The 17,506-nt window shown below is 60.8% G+C and carries 21 protein-coding genes and 1 other annotated feature; all 21 genes read left to right on the top strand.

All coding sequences use genetic code 11. The features are described 5' to 3' along the window. Nucleotides 1–39: 39 nt before the first annotated feature. The 21 genes from spoIIIAC (at nt 40) to WMO64_RS08485 (ending at nt 17,452) form a co-directional block, all read left to right on the top strand. The gene (gene spoIIIAC, locus WMO64_RS08585) at nt 40–234 is read left to right on the top strand and encodes a stage III sporulation protein AC (RefSeq protein WP_294518237.1); all 195 of its coding nucleotides are present in this window, start codon (nt 40–42) and stop codon (nt 232–234) included. After that, nucleotides 231–617 carry a SpoIIIAC/SpoIIIAD family protein gene (locus WMO64_RS08580; protein ID WP_349231714.1) on the top strand — a complete coding sequence of 129 codons (387 nt, stop codon included), beginning with the start codon at nt 231–233 and terminating at the stop codon, nt 615–617. Before spoIIIAC ends, WMO64_RS08580 begins: the two co-directional genes overlap by 4 nt. 11 nt (nt 618–628) lie before the next feature. After that, nucleotides 629–1,744, top strand: coding sequence for a stage III sporulation protein AE (locus WMO64_RS08575; protein WP_349231713.1), 1,116 nt, complete (start codon nt 629–631; stop codon nt 1,742–1,744). Then, a complete protein-coding gene (locus WMO64_RS08570; protein ID WP_294518243.1) occupies nt 1,741–2,232 on the top strand; it encodes a stage III sporulation protein AF in 492 nt (163 codons plus the stop codon). Before WMO64_RS08575 ends, WMO64_RS08570 begins: the two co-directional genes overlap by 4 nt. Further along, nucleotides 2,229–2,753: a SpoIIIAG-related protein gene (locus WMO64_RS08565; RefSeq protein ID WP_349231712.1), complete on the top strand. Its 525-nt coding sequence runs from the start codon at nt 2,229–2,231 to the stop codon at nt 2,751–2,753. The genes WMO64_RS08570 and WMO64_RS08565 overlap by 4 nt, the downstream gene beginning before the upstream one ends. Nucleotides 2,754–2,781: 28 nt before the next feature. Further along, nucleotides 2,782–3,408, top strand: coding sequence for a SpoIIIAH-like family protein (locus WMO64_RS08560; RefSeq protein ID WP_294518248.1), 627 nt, complete (start codon nt 2,782–2,784; stop codon nt 3,406–3,408). 182 nt (nt 3,409–3,590) lie between these two features. Continuing rightward, nucleotides 3,591–3,983 carry an Asp23/Gls24 family envelope stress response protein gene (locus tag WMO64_RS08555; RefSeq protein WP_294518250.1) on the top strand — a complete coding sequence of 131 codons (393 nt, stop codon included), beginning with the start codon at nt 3,591–3,593 and terminating at the stop codon, nt 3,981–3,983. A gap of 183 nt (nt 3,984–4,166) precedes the next feature. Next, the gene (gene nusB / locus WMO64_RS08550; protein WP_294518252.1) at nt 4,167–4,697 is read left to right on the top strand and encodes a transcription antitermination factor NusB; all 531 of its coding nucleotides are present in this window, start codon (nt 4,167–4,169) and stop codon (nt 4,695–4,697) included. Continuing rightward, the gene (locus WMO64_RS08545) at nt 4,694–5,641 is read left to right on the top strand and encodes a Kae1-like domain-containing protein (protein WP_294518254.1); all 948 of its coding nucleotides are present in this window, start codon (nt 4,694–4,696) and stop codon (nt 5,639–5,641) included. The genes nusB and WMO64_RS08545 overlap by 4 nt, the downstream gene beginning before the upstream one ends. Further along, nucleotides 5,631–6,830, top strand: coding sequence for an exodeoxyribonuclease VII large subunit (gene xseA, locus WMO64_RS08540; RefSeq protein ID WP_294518353.1), 1,200 nt, complete (start codon nt 5,631–5,633; stop codon nt 6,828–6,830). Before WMO64_RS08545 ends, xseA begins: the two co-directional genes overlap by 11 nt. A gap of 3 nt (nt 6,831–6,833) precedes the next feature. After that, complete coding sequence (gene xseB, locus WMO64_RS08535; RefSeq protein WP_006572566.1) at nt 6,834–7,067, top strand: exodeoxyribonuclease VII small subunit; 234 nt, start codon at nt 6,834–6,836, stop codon at nt 7,065–7,067. Nucleotides 7,068–7,178: 111 nt separating this feature from the next. Next, nucleotides 7,179–8,057 carry a polyprenyl synthetase family protein gene (locus tag WMO64_RS08530; RefSeq protein WP_349231711.1) on the top strand — a complete coding sequence of 293 codons (879 nt, stop codon included), beginning with the start codon at nt 7,179–7,181 and terminating at the stop codon, nt 8,055–8,057. 6 nt (nt 8,058–8,063) lie between these two features. After that, nucleotides 8,064–8,525: a divergent PAP2 family protein gene (locus WMO64_RS08525; RefSeq protein WP_349231710.1), complete on the top strand. Its 462-nt coding sequence runs from the start codon at nt 8,064–8,066 to the stop codon at nt 8,523–8,525. A 24-nt stretch (nt 8,526–8,549) separates the two neighbouring features. After that, the gene (gene dxs, locus WMO64_RS08520; RefSeq protein ID WP_349231709.1) at nt 8,550–10,397 is read left to right on the top strand and encodes a 1-deoxy-D-xylulose-5-phosphate synthase; all 1,848 of its coding nucleotides are present in this window, start codon (nt 8,550–8,552) and stop codon (nt 10,395–10,397) included. Continuing rightward, nucleotides 10,390–11,196, top strand: a complete 807-nt coding sequence (locus WMO64_RS08515) for a TlyA family RNA methyltransferase (protein WP_435412061.1) — start codon at nt 10,390–10,392, stop codon at nt 11,194–11,196. Before dxs ends, WMO64_RS08515 begins: the two co-directional genes overlap by 8 nt. A gap of 4 nt (nt 11,197–11,200) precedes the next feature. Then, nucleotides 11,201–12,067 (top strand): NAD(+)/NADH kinase, encoded by an 867-nt coding sequence (locus WMO64_RS08510; protein ID WP_294518266.1) that lies wholly within the window; start codon nt 11,201–11,203, stop codon nt 12,065–12,067. A 5-nt stretch (nt 12,068–12,072) separates the two neighbouring features. Next, nucleotides 12,073–12,525, top strand: coding sequence for an arginine repressor (locus tag WMO64_RS08505; RefSeq protein ID WP_294518268.1), 453 nt, complete (start codon nt 12,073–12,075; stop codon nt 12,523–12,525). A 26-nt stretch (nt 12,526–12,551) separates the two neighbouring features. Further along, on the top strand, nt 12,552–14,252 hold the full coding sequence (gene recN, locus WMO64_RS08500) for a DNA repair protein RecN (protein WP_349231707.1): 1,701 nt from the start codon (nt 12,552–12,554) through the stop codon (nt 14,250–14,252). An 81-nt stretch (nt 14,253–14,333) separates the two neighbouring features. Continuing rightward, nucleotides 14,334–14,578 (top strand) — a binding site (T-box leader). Between the two features lie 46 nt (nt 14,579–14,624). Further along, the gene (locus tag WMO64_RS08495) at nt 14,625–14,918 is read left to right on the top strand and encodes a zinc ribbon domain-containing protein (protein WP_349231706.1); all 294 of its coding nucleotides are present in this window, start codon (nt 14,625–14,627) and stop codon (nt 14,916–14,918) included. Between the two features lie 24 nt (nt 14,919–14,942). Next, the gene (gene tyrS / locus WMO64_RS08490; RefSeq protein ID WP_349231705.1) at nt 14,943–16,169 is read left to right on the top strand and encodes a tyrosine--tRNA ligase; all 1,227 of its coding nucleotides are present in this window, start codon (nt 14,943–14,945) and stop codon (nt 16,167–16,169) included. Nucleotides 16,170–16,264: 95 nt separating this feature from the next. Next, nucleotides 16,265–17,452: an AI-2E family transporter gene (locus WMO64_RS08485; protein ID WP_349231704.1), complete on the top strand. Its 1,188-nt coding sequence runs from the start codon at nt 16,265–16,267 to the stop codon at nt 17,450–17,452. Nucleotides 17,453–17,506 lie beyond the last annotated feature (54 nt).

Genomic DNA, 17,506 nt, shown 5'->3' with positions numbered 1-17,506 from the left:
CTCCGCCGCAGGGCGGAGGAAAGGGGAAGTTGAACCGCAATGGACGTGGATCTGATTTTTAAAATTGCCGCCATCGGCATTCTGGTCTCCGTACTCAACCAGGTGCTCACCCGCTCCGGGCGGGATGAGCAGGCCACCATGATCACGCTGACCGGTCTGGTGGTGGTGCTGATGATGGTGGTGCAGGAGATCAGCGATCTCTTCAGCCTGGTGAAGAACCTGTTCGGCCTATGACGGACGTCCTGAAAATCGCCGCTGTGGCCATTGCGGCGGCCCTGTGCGCGGTGGTGGTGAAAAAGCAGGTCAGGGAGCTGGCTCTGGTGTTGGCGCTGGCCGCTGGCGCAGTCATCCTTACCGCGGCCCTGGGGGCGCTGGAGAGTGTACGGGCGCTGTTGGACGAGCTGGCCCAGCTGGCAGGGCTGGAACCGGCTGTTCTGGCCCCGGTGGTCAAGACAGTGGGGGTGGCCATCATCACCAGAGTGACGGTTGAGGTCTGCAAAGACGCCGGAGAAGGGGGGATCGCCGCTTTTGTGGAGATCGCCGGTTCAGCGGTGGCGCTGTATCTGGCGCTCCCGCTGGTGCGGGCGGTGCTGTCCGCCATCACCGGATTGCTGTGAGAGGTGTACCAATGAAGGCATACAGAACATGTGCTGTCGCCCTGGCTCTGTTGGCGCTGCTCTGCTGCGGGGCAAGGGCCGTGGAGACAGAGGACACGGTGCTGACCGCCCAGTCGGAGGCGCTGGACCTCCACGGCCTGGAGCAGGCGGCGGAGGAGTACGGCGGCGGACAGGCCATCACACCGGATACCAGCCTGGACGATGGGCTCCAGGCCATTCTGGACACGGGGAGCGACCAGGTGTTCGGCGTAGTGCGCAAGGCAGTGCGCAGCGGTGTGCTGCTGCTGGCGGTGGTGCTGCTGTGCGCCCTGGCCGACGGGATGAAGGCAGCCGGCCAGTTGGGCGGCGGCATAGACGTGGTATCGGTGGCTGGAGCACTGGCTGTCACCGCCGTGGCGGCGGCAGATGTAAACACCCTGGTAGGGCTGGGCCGGGAGGCGCTGGACAACATGGACATGTTCTCCAAGGTGCTTTTGCCCACCATTACCGCCGCGGCCGCTGCCAGCGGAGCGCCCGGCAGGGCGGCAGCCCGGCAGCTTGCCACCGTGCTCTTTTCCGACGTGCTTCTGACCCTGATCACCCGGCTCCTTATCCCGTTGGTCTATGCCTACATCGCCGCCTCAGCCGCCTATGCAGCCCTGGGCAACGAGGGACTCAAGCGCATCGGCGGCGTGCTCAAATGGGTGGTGACGACAGTGCTCACATCGGTGCTCATCCTCTTCGTGGGCTACCTGACTGTCTCCGGCGTCATCGCCGGTACTGCCGACGCGGCCACAGTGAAGGCGGCCAAGTTCGCGGTGTCCAGCGTGGTCCCCGTGGTGGGCGGCATCCTCTCCGATGCAGCGGAGACCGTCCTGGTGGGGGCTTCTGTGCTGCGGAACACGGTGGGGGTGTTCGGCATGCTCACCGTGCTGGGCATCTGCCTGGTGCCCTTCCTCCAGCTGGGCATCCACTACCTGGCCTACAAGCTGACCGCCGCGCTGACCGGCACCGTGTCGGCCGGCCGGGTCACCGGGCTCATTGACAGCATCGGCGGCGCCTTTGGGCTGGTGCTGGGCATGACGGGCGCCTGCGCTCTTTTGATGTTGGTATCCATTGTTTCGGCAATTTCGGTGGTGACGGTATGATAGAACTAATCAGGGACTGGCTGGTGGGTATCACCTGCGGCGCCATCATTGTGGCTTTGGCGGACGGCCTGTCGCCCAACGGGACAGTGCGGAAAATCGGCCGCCTCACCGGTTCCCTTGTGCTGGTGCTGGCCATGATCCAGCCGGTGCTTCGGATCGACAGCCGCACCCTCGCCGGAATTCTGACCGAGTACCGGGTAGAGGCCATGGGGACGGTGGACACGCTGGAGGAGGAGAACGGCAGATTGATGAAAGATATCATAGCCGACGAGACCAGCGCATATATTTTGGACAAGGCGGAGGAGCTGGGCGTTGTCTGCCAGGTCCGGGTGACCGCCTGGACAGAGTCGGGGGACTATCCGGTGCCCGATGGGGTTGAGATCACAGGCGACCTGACTCAGGGGGAGCAGGCAGCCCTCACCCGGGTAATCGCGGCGGAACTGGCCATCCCCGCTGAACGGCAGTGCTATGTGGAGGATGTGGAATGAAATGGACGTTTCAATGGGAGAGGCTGACCCAGAGGACGGCAGAACTCTTCCAAAAATACAAATATGTGCTTCTGGTTATTGCGGCCGGCATCGTGCTGCTTCTCCTGCCGCTGGGCGGAGACGACAGTTCCCCATCCGGCGGCACAGAGCGCCAGAGCGAAAGCGGCGGTGAGAGCTTTCAGGTGGAGGAGATGGAGCAAAAGCTGGAGCAGGCGCTCTCCAAGGTGGACGGGGCAGGGGAGGTGACAGTGGTTCTCACAGTAAAGAGCGGCGCCCGGCAGATCCTGGCCCAGGACGCCACCCGGTCCGGGGATGAGAGCTCCACCAGCACAGTGGTGGTGTCCACAGGCTCAGGTACGGAGGACACAGTGGTGCTCCAGCAGGTCTACCCCCAGTACCAAGGTGCGCTGGTGGTCTGTCCGGGGGGCGGCGACCCGGCGGTCTGCCTCAAGCTGGTGGACGCGGTGTCTGCGCTCACCGGGCTGGGCGCCGATAAAATATCCATATGCAAATCAAAATGACGATAAATGGTGAAAGGATTGGTTCAGTATGAAGCTCTGGAAACGAAACGCGGTGGTGGCGGCCATCGTCCTCTTTGTGTGCGTGGCGGTCTACCTCAACTGGTCCTACCACAAGGACAACAACGCGGATGCCGGGAAGACCCTGGGGGAAGCGGCGCTGGTGGGCAGCCAGACCGACGACCCTCTCCTGACCGGAAGCACGGTCTCCGCCTCTCCTTCGCCCTCGCCCAGCGCTGGGGCGGACGGAGAGACCTCCGGCCAGCAGACAGAGAACAGTGCGTCGGAGACGGGGAGCAGCAACTACTTTGACTCCGCCCGGCTCAACCGGCAGCAGGCCAGGGACAGCGCTCTCTCGCTGCTCCAGGAGGCCGCCGGGGATGAGAACGCCGACCAGGCCATGAAGGACGAGGCCAACGCCTCCATCCAGACCATGGCCAGCGTCACGGTCAGCGAGGCCCAGATCGAAAACCTGGTCACGGCCAAGGGCTATGCCGACTGCGTGGCCTTCATCGGAGACAACAGCGTGTCCGTGGTGGTATCCAACAACGGTTTGGGCCTCACCGACGCAGACGTGGCCAAGATCACGGAGATCGTCACCGACGAGACCGGCATGGAGGCCAGCCAGATCAAGATCATCGAAGCCACAGAGGAATAGCGCCGGAACAGCCGGACGGCCAGCCTGCGGGAGAGAAAAACGCAGGCCGGCTGCCCGGCTGTGCGCTTTCGGAAAGGTTTTCAGACAATGGGTAAAAATATGTTTGTTATTTTCGCCGGTTTGTGGTACAATGCTTAAAGATATCGGACCCTATACTGTACGACATAAGGAGTGTGACCTTTATGGGCGAAGGCAGAGAGTATGTTTCCCGCCCCGACGAGATGGGAAATATCCATATATCCGAGGATGTTATGGCGGTCATCGCCGCCGCCGCCGCGCTGGAGGTAGAAGGTGTCGGCAGCCTGGCGGCCAATCTGGGCAATGATCTGGTGGAGATGCTGGGCGGCAAGAAGAACCTGGCCAAGGGCGTCCGCGTCTCCAGCAACGAGGACGGCAGCCTGACCGTCGACGTGGGCATCCTGGTGAAGTACGGCTATACCATCCCCGAGGTGGCCGCCAAGGTGCAGGACGCCGTGTTCTCCAGCCTTGAGAATACCAGCGGCCTGACCCCCGCCTGCGTCAACGTGAACGTCACCGGCATCACCTTTGACCGGGACGCCAAGCGGCCTCAGTAACATCTCCCATAAAAAAGAGCATTGGGCGCGGCCCCCGCGCTCAATGCTTTTTTGCGTACAGGCGCAAAACTGGGGGTTTATCTTTGGTCGGACTTTGTATATAATAGGGTTATATTCATTGGACTATCCATTCATGAGAGAAATAGCAGGGCCGGCAGGACGGCCCGTGACGGAGGAAGAAACATGACCAGGACCAACGCCAGAGAAATTGCCGTGCACCTCACCTTTGAGCTCAGCTTTACCGACCAGACTGCCGATGAACTTCTGGATACGGCCCTGACGCGCGCGACCTTTGCGCTCATCGGGGAGGAAGAGCCTCTTTACGCCGAATATCCCAACGCCAAGCAGCGGGAGTACATAAGCGAGCTGGTGCGGGGGGTGTACCTCCACTGCCCCGAGCTGGACGACTACATCTCCCGCTACGCCATCGGCTGGACCTTCTCCCGGATCCCCCGGGTGGCGGTGGCCGTGATGCGGGTGGCCATGTACGAGATCCTCTACATGCAGGATGTACCCAATGCCGCAGCCATCAACGAAGCCCTGGAGATCGCCAAGGGGTATGAGACTCCTGAGGTCGTCTCTTTCATCAACGGCATTCTGGGCTCCTTTGTCCGCAAGGAGTCCATCCCCGAGCGGGTGTCCCCCTTCCAGGCAGAGGACATTTTTGATGCCGAGCCCGCCGCCGGGGAGGGGGAGGAGGCCCCCCAGGCATGACCGGACTACGCTGCCTGGGCCTTGACACCAGCAATTACACCACCTCCGTAGCTGTATTTGACGGGTCCTCGGGGGAGAATATCGGCCGCCTGCTGGATGTGCCCTCCGGGACTTTGGGCCTGCGCCAGAGCGACGCCCTGTTCCAGCATGTGAAGCGGCTGCCCGGTCTCTTTGAGCAGCTTCGCGGGAAGGAGCTGCTCCGGGATCTGGCCGCTGTGGGCGCCAGCACCCGCCCCAGAGCGGTGGACGGCTCTTACATGCCCTGTTTCCTGGCGGGAGAAGGACAGGGGAGAGCCCTGTCCGCCACCTTGGACGTCCCATTTTTCCCGGTGTCCCACCAGCAGGGGCATATTGCCGCCGCCGCCTGGTCTGCCGGGCGGATGGATCTGCTGGACGCGCCTATTCTGGCCTGGCACCTCTCCGGAGGCACCACGGAACTGCTGTACGTGGAGCCGGAGGGGATCAATGTCCGTGCCCAGGCCATCGGAGGCACCAGCGATATCTCTGCCGGCCAGCTCATCGACCGGACCGGGAAGCTGCTGGGGCTGGATTTTCCCGCGGGAAAGGCTTTGGACGCCCTGGCCCGGGAGTCTCAGAGTGAGAAACGCTTTAAGGTGAAGCTCAACGGCTGTTCTTTTTCTCTCTCCGGCGTGGAGAACCAGGTCAAAGCCCTGGCGGAGCGGGGGGAAGCCCCTGCCGACATTGCACGTTTTGCGCTGAACACCATCGCCGACGCGGTATCCAGAGCCACGGCGGTCGCCCTGGAGGAACATCCCGGACTGAGTGTGCTCTGCTCCGGCGGCGTGGCCTCCAATACGCTGCTGCGGGAGAGGCTGGGGGGCGCGGTCTTTGCCGAGCCCAGATACTCCACGGACAACGCCATGGGCGTAGCCATTCTGGCCTGGCGCAGCCTGCGGGCGGGGGAGCATGTCCATGAGAAATGACACGGTCTACTCAGTCTCCCAGGTCAACCAGTACATCAAAGATCTTCTGGACGGAAACGGCGCCCTCTCCGGCATCTATATCCGGGGCGAGATCTCCAACTACAAGATGTACCCCTCCGGCCATCACTATTTCTCCATGAAGGATGAGGGAGGCGCCATCCGCTGCGTCATGTTCCGCCGGGAGGCGTCCGCGCTTCGGTTCCGCCCGGAGAACGGCATGAAGGTGGTTGCCTTCGGCCGGGTGACGGTGTTTCCCCGGGACGGGCAGTACCAGCTCTACGTCAGCGCCCTGACGCCTGACGGCGTAGGCGACCTCTACGTGGCCTTCGAACAGCTCAAGGCCAAGCTGTACGCCGAGGGTCTGTTTGATCCGGCCCACAAAAAGCTGGTTCCACGTTTTCCGAAGCGCATTGCCCTGGTGACCTCAGCCGCCGGCGCGGCGGTGCGGGATATGCTGCGGATCCTGGGAGCCCGGTGGCCCATGGCTCAGGTGGCCGTGGTACCCGTGCGGGTCCAGGGAGCTGAGGCTCCCGGCGAGATCGCCGCGGCTCTGGGGTGGGTCAACCGGCTGGGCTGGGCCGACCTCATCATCACCGGCCGGGGCGGCGGCTCCATGGAGGACCTGTGGGCCTTCAACGAGGAGGTCGTGGCCCGGGCGATTTACGCCTCCCAGATCCCGGTGATCTCCGCTGTAGGCCATGAGCCGGATGTGACCATTGCCGATTTTGTGGCGGATCTGCGAGCCGCCACACCCTCCAACGCGGCAGAACTGGCCGTCCCCGATCAGAAGGACGTGGCGGGCAGATTGAACCAGCTGTCGGCCCGGATGGACCAGGCTATGACCCGGCGTCTGGGCGAGCTGTCCTCCAAATTGGAGCATCTGTCAGGCAGTCGCGCTTTACAGAATCCCATGAACTATATTGAGGACCGGCGGGTTCTGCTGGACTATCAGCGCACCCGTCTGGCCCACGGCCTCTCTGGCGCGCTGAACCGGGAGCGGCAGCGTTTTGCCCGGCTGGCGGCATCTCTGGATGCCATGAGCCCCCTGAAGGTGCTGGCCAGAGGTTACGCTATCCCACGCCGGGAGGACGGCACGGTGGTGCGATCCAAAACCGATGTGGTGGCAGGGGATACCCTGCACCTGCGGGTGGCGGATGGAGAAATTCCCTGTGTGGTAAAGGAGCATTGACAGATGGCAGAGAAGAAGCTGACCTTTGAACAGGCCATGGCCCGGCTGGAGGAGATCGTGTCCAAGCTGGAGCAGGGTGACGCGCCGCTGGAAGACGCGCTGGCCCTCTTTGAGGAGGGGACAAGCCTGATGAAAAAGTGTTCCACCATGCTGGACAAGGCGGAGCAGAAGGTCATCAAGCTGACCGCAGCTCCGGATGGGACGCCGGTGGAGCAGCCCATGGACCAGGGCGTGTGATTGGTTTTGCCCCAGGAGACGCGGTGTGTGGCGTCTCCTGGGTTTCCCGGCGCGAAACGGGCCGTTTCGGACCGCCGTGCCGAAGTTTTGCAGAACAAAGGAGTCGGGATGATGTACGAAGAAGTGCTTCGCGCGGATTGCGCCCTGGTGGAAAACTATCTGAGGCAGTGTTTTGCGGGACGGGAGTCCCGGGCCGATCTGTATGACGCCATGCTTTACAGCCTTCTGGCGGGCGGAAAGCGTCTCCGGCCCGTGCTGGCGCTGGAGACCTGCCGCATGTGCGGGGGAGACGTGAATACCGCTCTGCCCTTTGCCTGCGCGGTGGAGATGATCCATACTTATTCTCTCATCCACGACGATCTGCCCTGCATGGATGACGACGATCTGCGCCGTGGCCGGCCCACCAATCACAAGGTCTACGGTGAAGCCACGGCGGTCCTGGCCGGAGACGCCCTGCTGACTGCTGCCTTTGAGACCATTGCGGAGCACGGTACGTCCCTCGGTGCGGACAAGGCGCTGGCTGCCTCCGCCTGCCTGGGCCGTGCAGCCGGAGCCCGGGGCATGGTGGGCGGACAGGCGCTGGACATGGCGGGGGAGGGGCACTCTCTCTCCCTGTCAGAAGTGGAGGAACTCCAGCGTCTGAAGACAGGTGCGCTTATCTCCGCGGCAGCCGAGATCGGCTGTATTGTGGCCGGCGGCGGAGCGCAGGAGCGGGCTGCTGTGCGGCGGTACGCCGAACTGTTGGGCCTGGCCTTCCAAATCCGGGACGATATGCTGGATGTAGAGGGTGACGAGGCCAAGCTGGGCAAGCCCATCGGCTCCGACGCCGCCAACGAGAAAGTGACGTTTGTCAGCCTCAAGGGAATGGAAGCATGTGAAGCGCTGGTAAGCGAGAAGACCGAAGTGGCCAAAGAGGCGCTGCAGAGTACCTTCGAGGACGCCGGTTTCCTCTGCTGGCTGGCGGATAAACTGGTGAAACGGGAGAAGTGACCGCATATGGAATTGAATGCCGCCAATTACCATCTGGGCAACTTGATTCTGATTCTGGCCGCCGTGTCCTGGGCCGTGGCCCAGATACTGAAGGTGGTCATCCAGCTTTTGACCAAACGCCGGCTTGACTGGCGCCAGATTTGGGCCAGCGGCGGTATGCCCAGTTCGCACTCCGCCTTTGTCTCCGCCTGTGCCGCGTCCACCGGCATGCTGTACGGCTTTTCCTCGCCCCTCTTTGCCATCGCGGCCGTGGTGGCCATCGTGGTGATGTACGACGCCGCCAACGTCCGCAAGGCCGCCGGTGAGCAGGCCAAGATTCTCAACTATATGATGGACCACTGGAGTGAGATGAAACCGGAGCTCTTTGGAAAAGAGCTGAAAGAACTGCTGGGCCACACGCCCATGCAGGTGATCATGGGGGCGCTGCTGGGGGTCGCCATCGGCCTGGGAGGTACCTTCCTGATCTAATAAGTGATTCATACAGAGGTGCTTATGATTCAGCAAGCGGATATTCCGGATATAAAGAATATAACGGACTGTGAAGCTGAGACGCTTTGCACCCGCCTCCGTGCCAGCCTGATCGACTCGGTCTCCAAAACCGGCGGTCATCTGGCCTCCAACCTGGGCGCGGTAGAGATCACAGTGGCCCTTCACCGGGTGTTTGATTTTACCCGTGACCGGTTGGTCTTTGATGTGGGACACCAGTGCTATACCCATAAGATCCTCACAGGGCGGGCAGACAAGATGTCCAGCCTGCGCACATTCGGCGGCATGTCCGGCTTTCCAAAACCGGCGGAGAGCTGCTGTGATGCCTTTATCGCCGGTCATGCATCCAACTCGGTGTCCGTGGCCACCGGTATGGCCAGGGGACGGACGCTGCTGGGGGATAATTACTATGTGATCGCTCTCATTGGTGACGGCGCGCTTACCGGCGGTCTGGCGTATGAGGGCCTCTCAGATGCCGGCAACAGCGGCGAACGAATGCTCGTCATCCTCAACGACAACGGCATGTCCATCACCAAAAACGTGGGCGGCATTGCTGAACATCTGGCCAGACAGCGCCTGAAGCCCCAGTACCTGCGGTTCAAGAAGGGATATCGTAAGGTAACCGGTACGATACCCGGGGGGAAAACCCTTTACCGCATCACCCACAGGATCAAAAAAGCGGTCAAAGAGACCCTGCTGCCCTGCTCCTTTTTTGAGGATATGGGCTTCACCTATCTGGGCCCGGTGGACGGCCATGACGTGAAGGGACTGACCAGCCTTCTCCGGTATGCGAAGGATATCGAGGGCCCCGTCCTGCTCCATGTAAGGACTGTAAAGGGGAATGGGTATACACCTGCAGAGCGGAATCCGGATCGTTTCCACGGTGTGGGCCGCTTTTGTGTCCAGACGGGAGAGCCGCTGTCGGCAGGGAGCCCCAATTTCTCTGCCGCTTTTGGCGGGACGCTGTGTGAGTTGGCGGAGAAAGACAGCAGGATCTGTGCCATTACAGCGGCCATGCGGGATGGTACAGGGCTGGGGGAGTTTTTCTGCCGCTTTCCGTCCCGCAGCTTTGATGTGGGAATCGCGGAGGGCCACGCCACTGCCATGGCCGCCGGAATGGCCAAGCAGGGTATGGTACCTGTTTTCGCGGTCTACTCCACCTTTCTTCAGCGCGGCTATGACATGCTGATCCATGACGTTGCCATTCAGGGCCTCCATGTGGTCTTTGCGGTGGATCGGGCCGGTCTGGTGGGAGAGGACGGCGAGACCCATCACGGCGTCTTTGATGTGGCATTTCTGGACACAGTCCCGGGCATGACTGTACTCTGCCCGGCCAGTTTTTCTGAGCTGAAGACGATGCTGGCCTATGCCATCCAGGAGGTGCAGGGGCCCGTGGCGCTGCGCTACCCCCGCGGCGGTGAGGGGGCATATACGGCGGATTCCGGCACCGGGCCCGCCGTCCTGCTGCGGCAGGGAAGTGATGTGACGCTGGTCGGGTACGGCGTTATGATAAACGAGGTGCTCCGCTGCGCCGAATTGCTCCAGCAGCAAGGAATATCGGCTGATGTTGTGAAGCTGAATACCATTACACCGATTGATATCCATACGATCCAGAATTCTCTTTCTAAAACCGGTCGCCTGCTCGTGGCGGAAGATGTCATGGATGCCAACTGTGTGGGCCGTCGGATTGCCGCAGAACTGGCCCTGGCCGGTTCGCCGGCCGCCAACGTGGCGCTGTGCAACCTTGGACGTTCTTTTGTGACCCACGGTTCTGTGGCAGAACTGCGAAAGCTCTGCGGATTGGATGGAGAAAGTCTCTGCCGGAAGGCGATGGAGGTCTGTACACGTGGCTAAAAAACGATTGGATGTCCTGCTCTGTGAGCGCGGACTGATGGAGAGCCGTCAGAAGGCGCAGGCTGTCATTATGGCGGGGCAGGTCTATGTGGCGGGCCAGAAGGTGGATAAGGCCGGGGCCCAGACGGAAGAGACCGCCGAAATCGAGGTGCGAGGCAAGACGCTGGCCTATGTCAGCCGCGGCGGACTGAAGCTGGAGAAGGCCATGCAGTCCTTTCCCATTACGCTCTCCGGGGCGATCTGCGGAGATATCGGCGCCTCTACCGGCGGCTTTACAGACTGTATGCTGCAAAACGGCGCTGCCAAAGTCTACGCCGTGGATGTGGGCTATGGACAGCTGGCTTGGAGTCTGCGGAGCGACGAGCGTGTGATCTGCATGGAGCGGACCAACGCCCGGTACCTCACCCACGAACAAATTCCCGATGAGCTGGATTTTGCCAGCATTGACGTCTCCTTTATCTCCCTGCGGCTGATCCTGCCCGCTGTGCGGGGCCTTCTGAAGCCGGATGGACATGTGGTCTGTCTGGTCAAGCCCCAGTTCGAAGCGGGAAAGGAAAAGGTGGGAAAGAAAGGGGTCGTGCGAGATCCGAAGGTCCACCTGGAAGTCCTGGAGCAATTTCTTGTCAACGCCAGAGATGCCGATTTCACTGTAAAGGATATGACCTTTTCACCTGTTCGGGGACCGGAAGGAAACATCGAATACCTGGGGTTCCTGGCTGCCGGAGGTTCAGACGATACCTGGGACGGAGATCTTGAGGCTCTGGTAGCGGCCTCTCATAACGCCTTAGAGAAGGAATGAGTTTATGAAAGTTGTGCTGAGCCCCAACCCATACCGGGACAAGGGGCTGCGGGCGGCTCAGGCCGCGGATCGTATCCTGAAGGCCGCCGGTGTGGAGACCTCCATCTGCCTCCCGTTCATGCCGGAGAAGAGCAGCCGGGTAGAGCTGCCTAAAAACCTGCATTTTTCCGACATGCAGCATGAGCTGGCCGGGGCAGATGTTCTGATCTGCTTTGGCGGTGACGGCACAATCCTCCATGCCGCAAAGGATGCCAATACTTACAATGTCCCGATCCTGGGGGTCAATCTGGGCAGCGTGGGCTTTATGGCGGAGCTGGAGCAGGGCGAGCTGCAGCAGCTGACCAAGCTGGCCTCAGGAAAGTACAGCGTGGAGTCCAGAATGATGCTGGACGTCAAGGTATTTCACGAGGGAAAACAGGTCTATGAGGACATCGCCCTGAATGACGCCGTTATCACCAAGGGAGCGGTGGCCCGAATCATCGATTTCTCTGTATACGGCGACCGAAAACAGATCTCCGACTTTGCAGGCGACGGCGTAGTGGTCTGTACCCCTACGGGCTCCACCGCCTACTCCATGTCAGCTGGCGGCCCCATTGTAGAGCCGACAGCGGAAAATCTGATCGTGACGCCCATCTGTGCCCACGTGCTCCACTCCCGGAGCATGGTGCTCAGCCGCGACAGGACAGTGGCCATCCGAATGGGCCGCCTGGCCAGAAAGACCGCCTATCTGTCGGTAGACGGCGGAAAGGCACACAAGCTCTCCGGCGGCGATGTGGTAGAGGTCAAAAAGTCCAAGGCCCAGACCAGGCTGGTATGTCTCACCGGCCGCAGCTTTTACGATATTCTCCATCAGAAACTTGGAAACGGGTGAAAAGCATGAAAAGTAAGCGACAGGAGGAGATCCTCCGCATTATTGAAGAGGTGGATGTAGAGACCCAGGACCAGCTGCTGGAGCAGCTCCGTCTCCGGGGCGTCACCTCCACCCAGGCCACCATCTCCCGGGATATCAAGGAGCTCCACCTGATCAAAGAGCTGACCGGATACGGGACCTACAAGTATGTGGTGTCCGAGCGCAAGACCTCTCTCAACTTTGCCGGGCGCCTGCGCACGATCTTCAAGGAGGGTGTCACCTCTTTTGACGTGGCGCAGAACATCGTGGTGGTCAAGACCATGCCCGGCCTGGCCTCGGCGGCCTGTGCCGCGGTGGACGGCATGGAGATCCCGGATCTGGTGGGCAGCCTGGCAGGGGACGACACCGCGCTGCTGATCATGCGCACCAATGAGGCGGCCGCCGAGTTCTGCAATGAGATCCACAAAATGCTGAAGTAAGTTCCGCCGGATGGACGGTGATTGCTGTGCTCTCTCTGCTTCATATTGAAAATATCGCGGTGATCGAATCGGCGGATATCCGGTTCGATGCCGGATTCAACGCTCTGACCGGCGAGACCGGCGCGGGAAAATCCATTGTGATCGACGCCATCGGCGCGGTCATCGGCGAGCGCACCAGCCGGGATCTCATCCGTACCGGCGCCAAATCCGCCCTGGTGGAGGCGGTTTTCACCGATCTTCCCAAGCTGTCCTGGTTTGAGGAGAACGGGGAGGGGCCGGACGAGGAGGGCAATCTGATCCTCCGCCGGGAAATTCACCCGGACGGCAAGAATACCTGCCGTCTGGGCGGACGTCTGCTCACGGTGTCACAATTGAAGGCGCTGGGCAGCCAATTGGTCAACATCCACGGCCAGCACGACGGCCAGCAGCTGCTGGACGAACGGTGCCATCTGAGCTATCTGGACTCCTTTGGCGGGACCAGTGAAGCTCTGACGGACTATCAGACGGTCTACGGCGGGCTGACCGCCATCCGGCGGGAGATGGACGCCCTGCGCATGGACGAGGCGGAGCGGGCCAGGCGGATCGACAGTCTCAACTACCAGATCGCGGAGCTGGAACGTGCTCAGCTCAAGGCAGGGGAGGAGGCCGCACTGACCGAGCGCCGCACCCTGCTGCGCAACGCGGGCAAGCTCATCGAGGCAGTGGAGCGGGCCTGCTTTGCCCTGTCTGGAGATGAGGACAGGGACGGCGCGGCATCCCTTCTGGCCACTGCGGAGGACGCACTGGGTCCGGCGGCCAGTATGAGCACAGAGGCGGCCGGGATTCTGGAACAGGTCTCCGAGCTGCGCTGCACGGCGGACGATGTGGCGGAAACCCTGCGGGACCTGCGGGAGAGCTTTGACTTTGAGCCCGGCGAACTGGATGAGCTGGAGAGCCGACTGGATATCATCTACCGCCTGAAAAAGAAATACGGCAGCTCCGAGGAGGAGATGCTGGCTTATCTGGACCGGTGCAAAAAGGAGCTGGATGAGATCCAGTATGCCGACGACACCATTGTCCGCCTGGAAAAGAAATACGCCGTTGCGCTGGAGCAGGCAAAGCGTAAAGCGGAATTACTTTCCGGAGCACGCCATAGGGCGGCTGAGGCCCTCCAGAGCCGGATCCAGAAGGAGCTGGCCCAGCTGGATATGCCCAAGGTCCGCTTCCAGGTGGAGTTCGGCACCAAGTCCTGCGAAGAGGGATTGGACAGCACTGGTATGGACGAGGTGCAGTTCCTCATGTCCGCCAACGTGGGAGAGGCCCTGAAGCCCATCCAGAAGATTGCCTCCGGCGGCGAGTTGGCCCGTATCATGCTGGCGCTGAAAAATGTGCTGGCTGAGAACGATGATGTGACCACCCTGGTCTTTGATGAGGTGGACACCGGTGTCTCCGGCCGTGCCGCCCAGAAAGTGGCGGAGAAGATGGCAGATGTGGCCCGCCACAAGCAGGTGCTGTGTGTCACCCATCTGCCCCAGATCGCCGCCATGGCGGACGTCCATTTCTCTGTTCAGAAGGGAGAACGAAAGGGAAGGACCTTTACAGAGGTTGCCCGGCTGGACCGGGACGCCCGGAAAGCGGAGCTGGCCCGTTTGACCTCCGGAGATGTCATCACCGCCGCTTCGCTGGCCAGCGCGGGGGAACTGCTGGACGGCGCCGCCCTGTATAAGAGCGGCAGAAATGTGACCTGAAAACCTGCTTGTCACGGTGCTCTGTCCATGTGGGGTTGACAAGTTGAAAACACTGTGGTATAGTGCAGATAATTTCAGATTGCCATCGCGATGATGAGGAGAAGTACCCGGCTGCCGCCGTTCAGAGAGCCCCCGTTTTGGTGCGAGGGGGAGGGAGGCGCTGGTGAAATACACCTCGGAGCAGCCGCCTGAACACGGGAGACCGCTATTAGGGCTGTGTCGGGTGCGCCCGTTACCGCGCCGGGGTGTGTTGGCACTCCATGAGGCCGTCTCTGTGAGGAGCCGGCGAACCAGAGGTGGTACCGCGTTGTTTTTACGCCCTCTGTCCGCAATGGACAGGGGGCGTTTTCTGTGTCCGAAGGGGAGTATGGTATGGAACGGGAGACATGCATCCGCTGCGGCGGTGAAATGGCCCACATCGGGCAGGAACAGCTGCAAATGGGAAAATTCAGCTGGCTTTTGGGCGGGCTGGACAATCTTGTCTCGGGTGCTCTGACCGTGGATATCTATTGTTGCCGCCAGTGCAAAAAGCTCGAGTTCTACGCTGTGGAGCCGCCAGAAGCAGAGACTGAAGGCAGCATTGCGCGAATCCCGTGCCCCTACTGCGGCCAGCTCCATGAGATGGATGACGCCAGGTGTCCATACTGCGGAAAAAGACTCTTTTGATGAAATAGAAGAAGGAGAATTGACATGACCATTTACGACGAACTGAAAGCCCGCGGCCTGGTGGCCCAGGTCACCGATGAAGAGGAGATCAAGGAGCTCATCAACAACGGCAAGGCCACCTTCTATATCGGCTTTGATCCCACTGCCGACTCCCTCCATGTGGGCCACTTTATGGCTCTGATGCTGATGCGCCGCCTCCAGAAGGCGGGCAACCGGCCCATCGCCCTCATCGGCGGTGGCACCGGCATGGTGGGCGACCCCTCCGGCCGTACCGATATGCGCTCCATGATGACCGTTGAGACCATCCAGCACAACTGTGAGTGCTTCAAGAAGCAGATGAGCAAGTTCATCGACTTCTCCGAGGGCAAGGCCCTGATGCTCAACAACGCCGACTGGCTGATGAAGCTCAACTATGTGGAGCTGCTGCGTGAGGTGGGCGCCTGCTTCTCCGTCAACAACATGCTGCGGGCGGAGTGCTACAAGCAGCGCATGGAGAAGGGCCTTAGCTTTCTGGAGTTCAACTACATGATCATGCAGTCCTACGACTTCTACCACATGTTCCAGACCGTGGGCTGCAATCTCCAGTGCGGCGGCGACGACCAGTGGTCCAATATGCTGGGTGGCACCGAGCTCATCCGCCGTAAGCTGGGCAAGGATGCCTACGCCATGACCATCACCCTGCTGCTGACCTCTGAGGGCAAGAAGATGGGCAAGACCCAGAAGGGCGCCGTCTGGCTGGACCCGGCCAAGACCACCCCCTACGAGTTCTACCAGTACTGGCGCAACATCGGCGACGCCGACGTGCTCAAGTGCCTGCGGATGCTCACCGACCTGCCTCTGGAGCAGATCGACGAGATGGATAAGTGGGAGGGCGCCCAGCTCAACACCGCCAAGGAGATCCTGGCCTATGAGCTGACCAAGCTGGTCCACAGCGAGGAGGAGGCCGTGAAGGCTCAGGATGCGGCCCGCGCCCTCTTCTCCCAGGGCGGCGACAAGGCCAACATGCCCACCACCACTCTGACCGCTGACGACCTGACCGACGGCGCTGTGGCTGTGCTGGACCTGATGCTCAAGTGTGGTCTGGCCCCCTCCAAGAAGGAGGCCCGCCGTCTGGTGGAGCAGGGCGGCGTGGAGGCCGACGGGGTGAAGGTGACCGACATCACCCGCACCTTTACCGCCGACGAGCTGTCCGGCGAAGGCATCATCCTGAAGAAGGGTAAGAAGGTCTATCATCGCGCTCTGCTGGGCTGATAAGAGACGGGCATCCCCAAGGGGATGCCCGTTTTCCATTGCGTCCTTACACCGGGCATGATACAATAGAACCAAGTGGAAAGGGGAAGTGAAGCATGGAGGAACAGGAGCCCAAGCGAAAATGGTATATTCTGGACGGCCGGGCAGTGTCCAATCTGTTGGTGGTGCTGATCGGCATTCTCTTCTACATGGCGCTGGACAGTTTTGGAGCACTGCAAAAAAAGGTCGATGAGTTTCTGGGTGTGCTCTCTCCCTTTATTGCCGGTTTCGCCATCGCGTATCTGCTCAATACGCCCATGGACTTCTTTGAACGCAGGGTCTACTGCAACCTGAAGCGCAAACGGGGCCTCTCCGTGCTGACGGTGTATCTGATTGCACTCATCGTGGTAGTTATCCTGCTCAACCTGATCCTGCCCCAGGTTGTCGAGAGCGTCGTGGCCCTGGTGAGCAATATGTCCACATACATCAGCAATCTGAATACTTTTGTCCAGGGTCTGATTGACCAGTACCACCTGGAAGGGGAGGGCATTACCGATCTGGTGTCTCTCTATCAGGATGTCCTGAACCGGGCCACCGCGTGGGCATCCCAGAAGATGCCCGAACTGCTGAGCCTGGGCGTCAAAGTGGGCAATGTGGTTATCTCCGCCGTCACGGCGCTGATCTCCTCCATTTATATGCTGGCAGGAAAGGGCAGGCTGGTTCCGCAGCTCAAAAAGATGATCTACGCCTTTCTGCCCACAGCCAAGGCCAACCGCTTTTTAGGGATCTGCCGCCATGCAAACGGCGTATTTGTGGGCTTTATCAACGGAAAACTCATTGACAGCGCCATTATCGGTGTGCTGTGCTTTATTTTGAATCTGATTTTCCGCATTCCGTTCCCCATGCTGGTGGCAGTGGTGGTGGGTGTGACCAATATCATCCCCTTTTTCGGTCCGATCGTGGGCGCCATCCCCTGCGTGATGATCCTGCTGATTGTAGATCCCTGGGCAGCGTTGCGCTTCGGCGTGCTGGTCATTGCTCTCCAGCAGTTTGACGGCAATATTCTGGGCCCCAAGATCCTGGGCGACAGCACAGGCCTCAACGCGATCTGGGTTCTGGTGGCCATCGTGGTGGGCGGAGGACTGTTTGGATTCCCTGGCATGCTATTAGGTGTGCCCACCTTCGCGGTCATCTACGCCCTGGTGCGGGAATGGACCAATAACCGTCTCCAGGCCAAAGGCATCGACGGCAACGGGAATCCGGTTCATACCTCTGGCCAGGGTGAGGACCATCCGAAGGAATAACGTGGATATGCAAAAAAGCTCCGATTCCACATGGAATCGGAGCTTTTCATGCTA

The organism is Pseudoflavonifractor intestinihominis (assembly GCF_040096055.1).
GTDB lineage: Bacteria > Bacillota > Clostridia > Oscillospirales > Oscillospiraceae > Pseudoflavonifractor > Pseudoflavonifractor intestinihominis.
The sequence above is the reverse complement of the archived record's forward strand: the minus strand, read 5'-3'. Positions and strand labels throughout refer to the sequence as shown.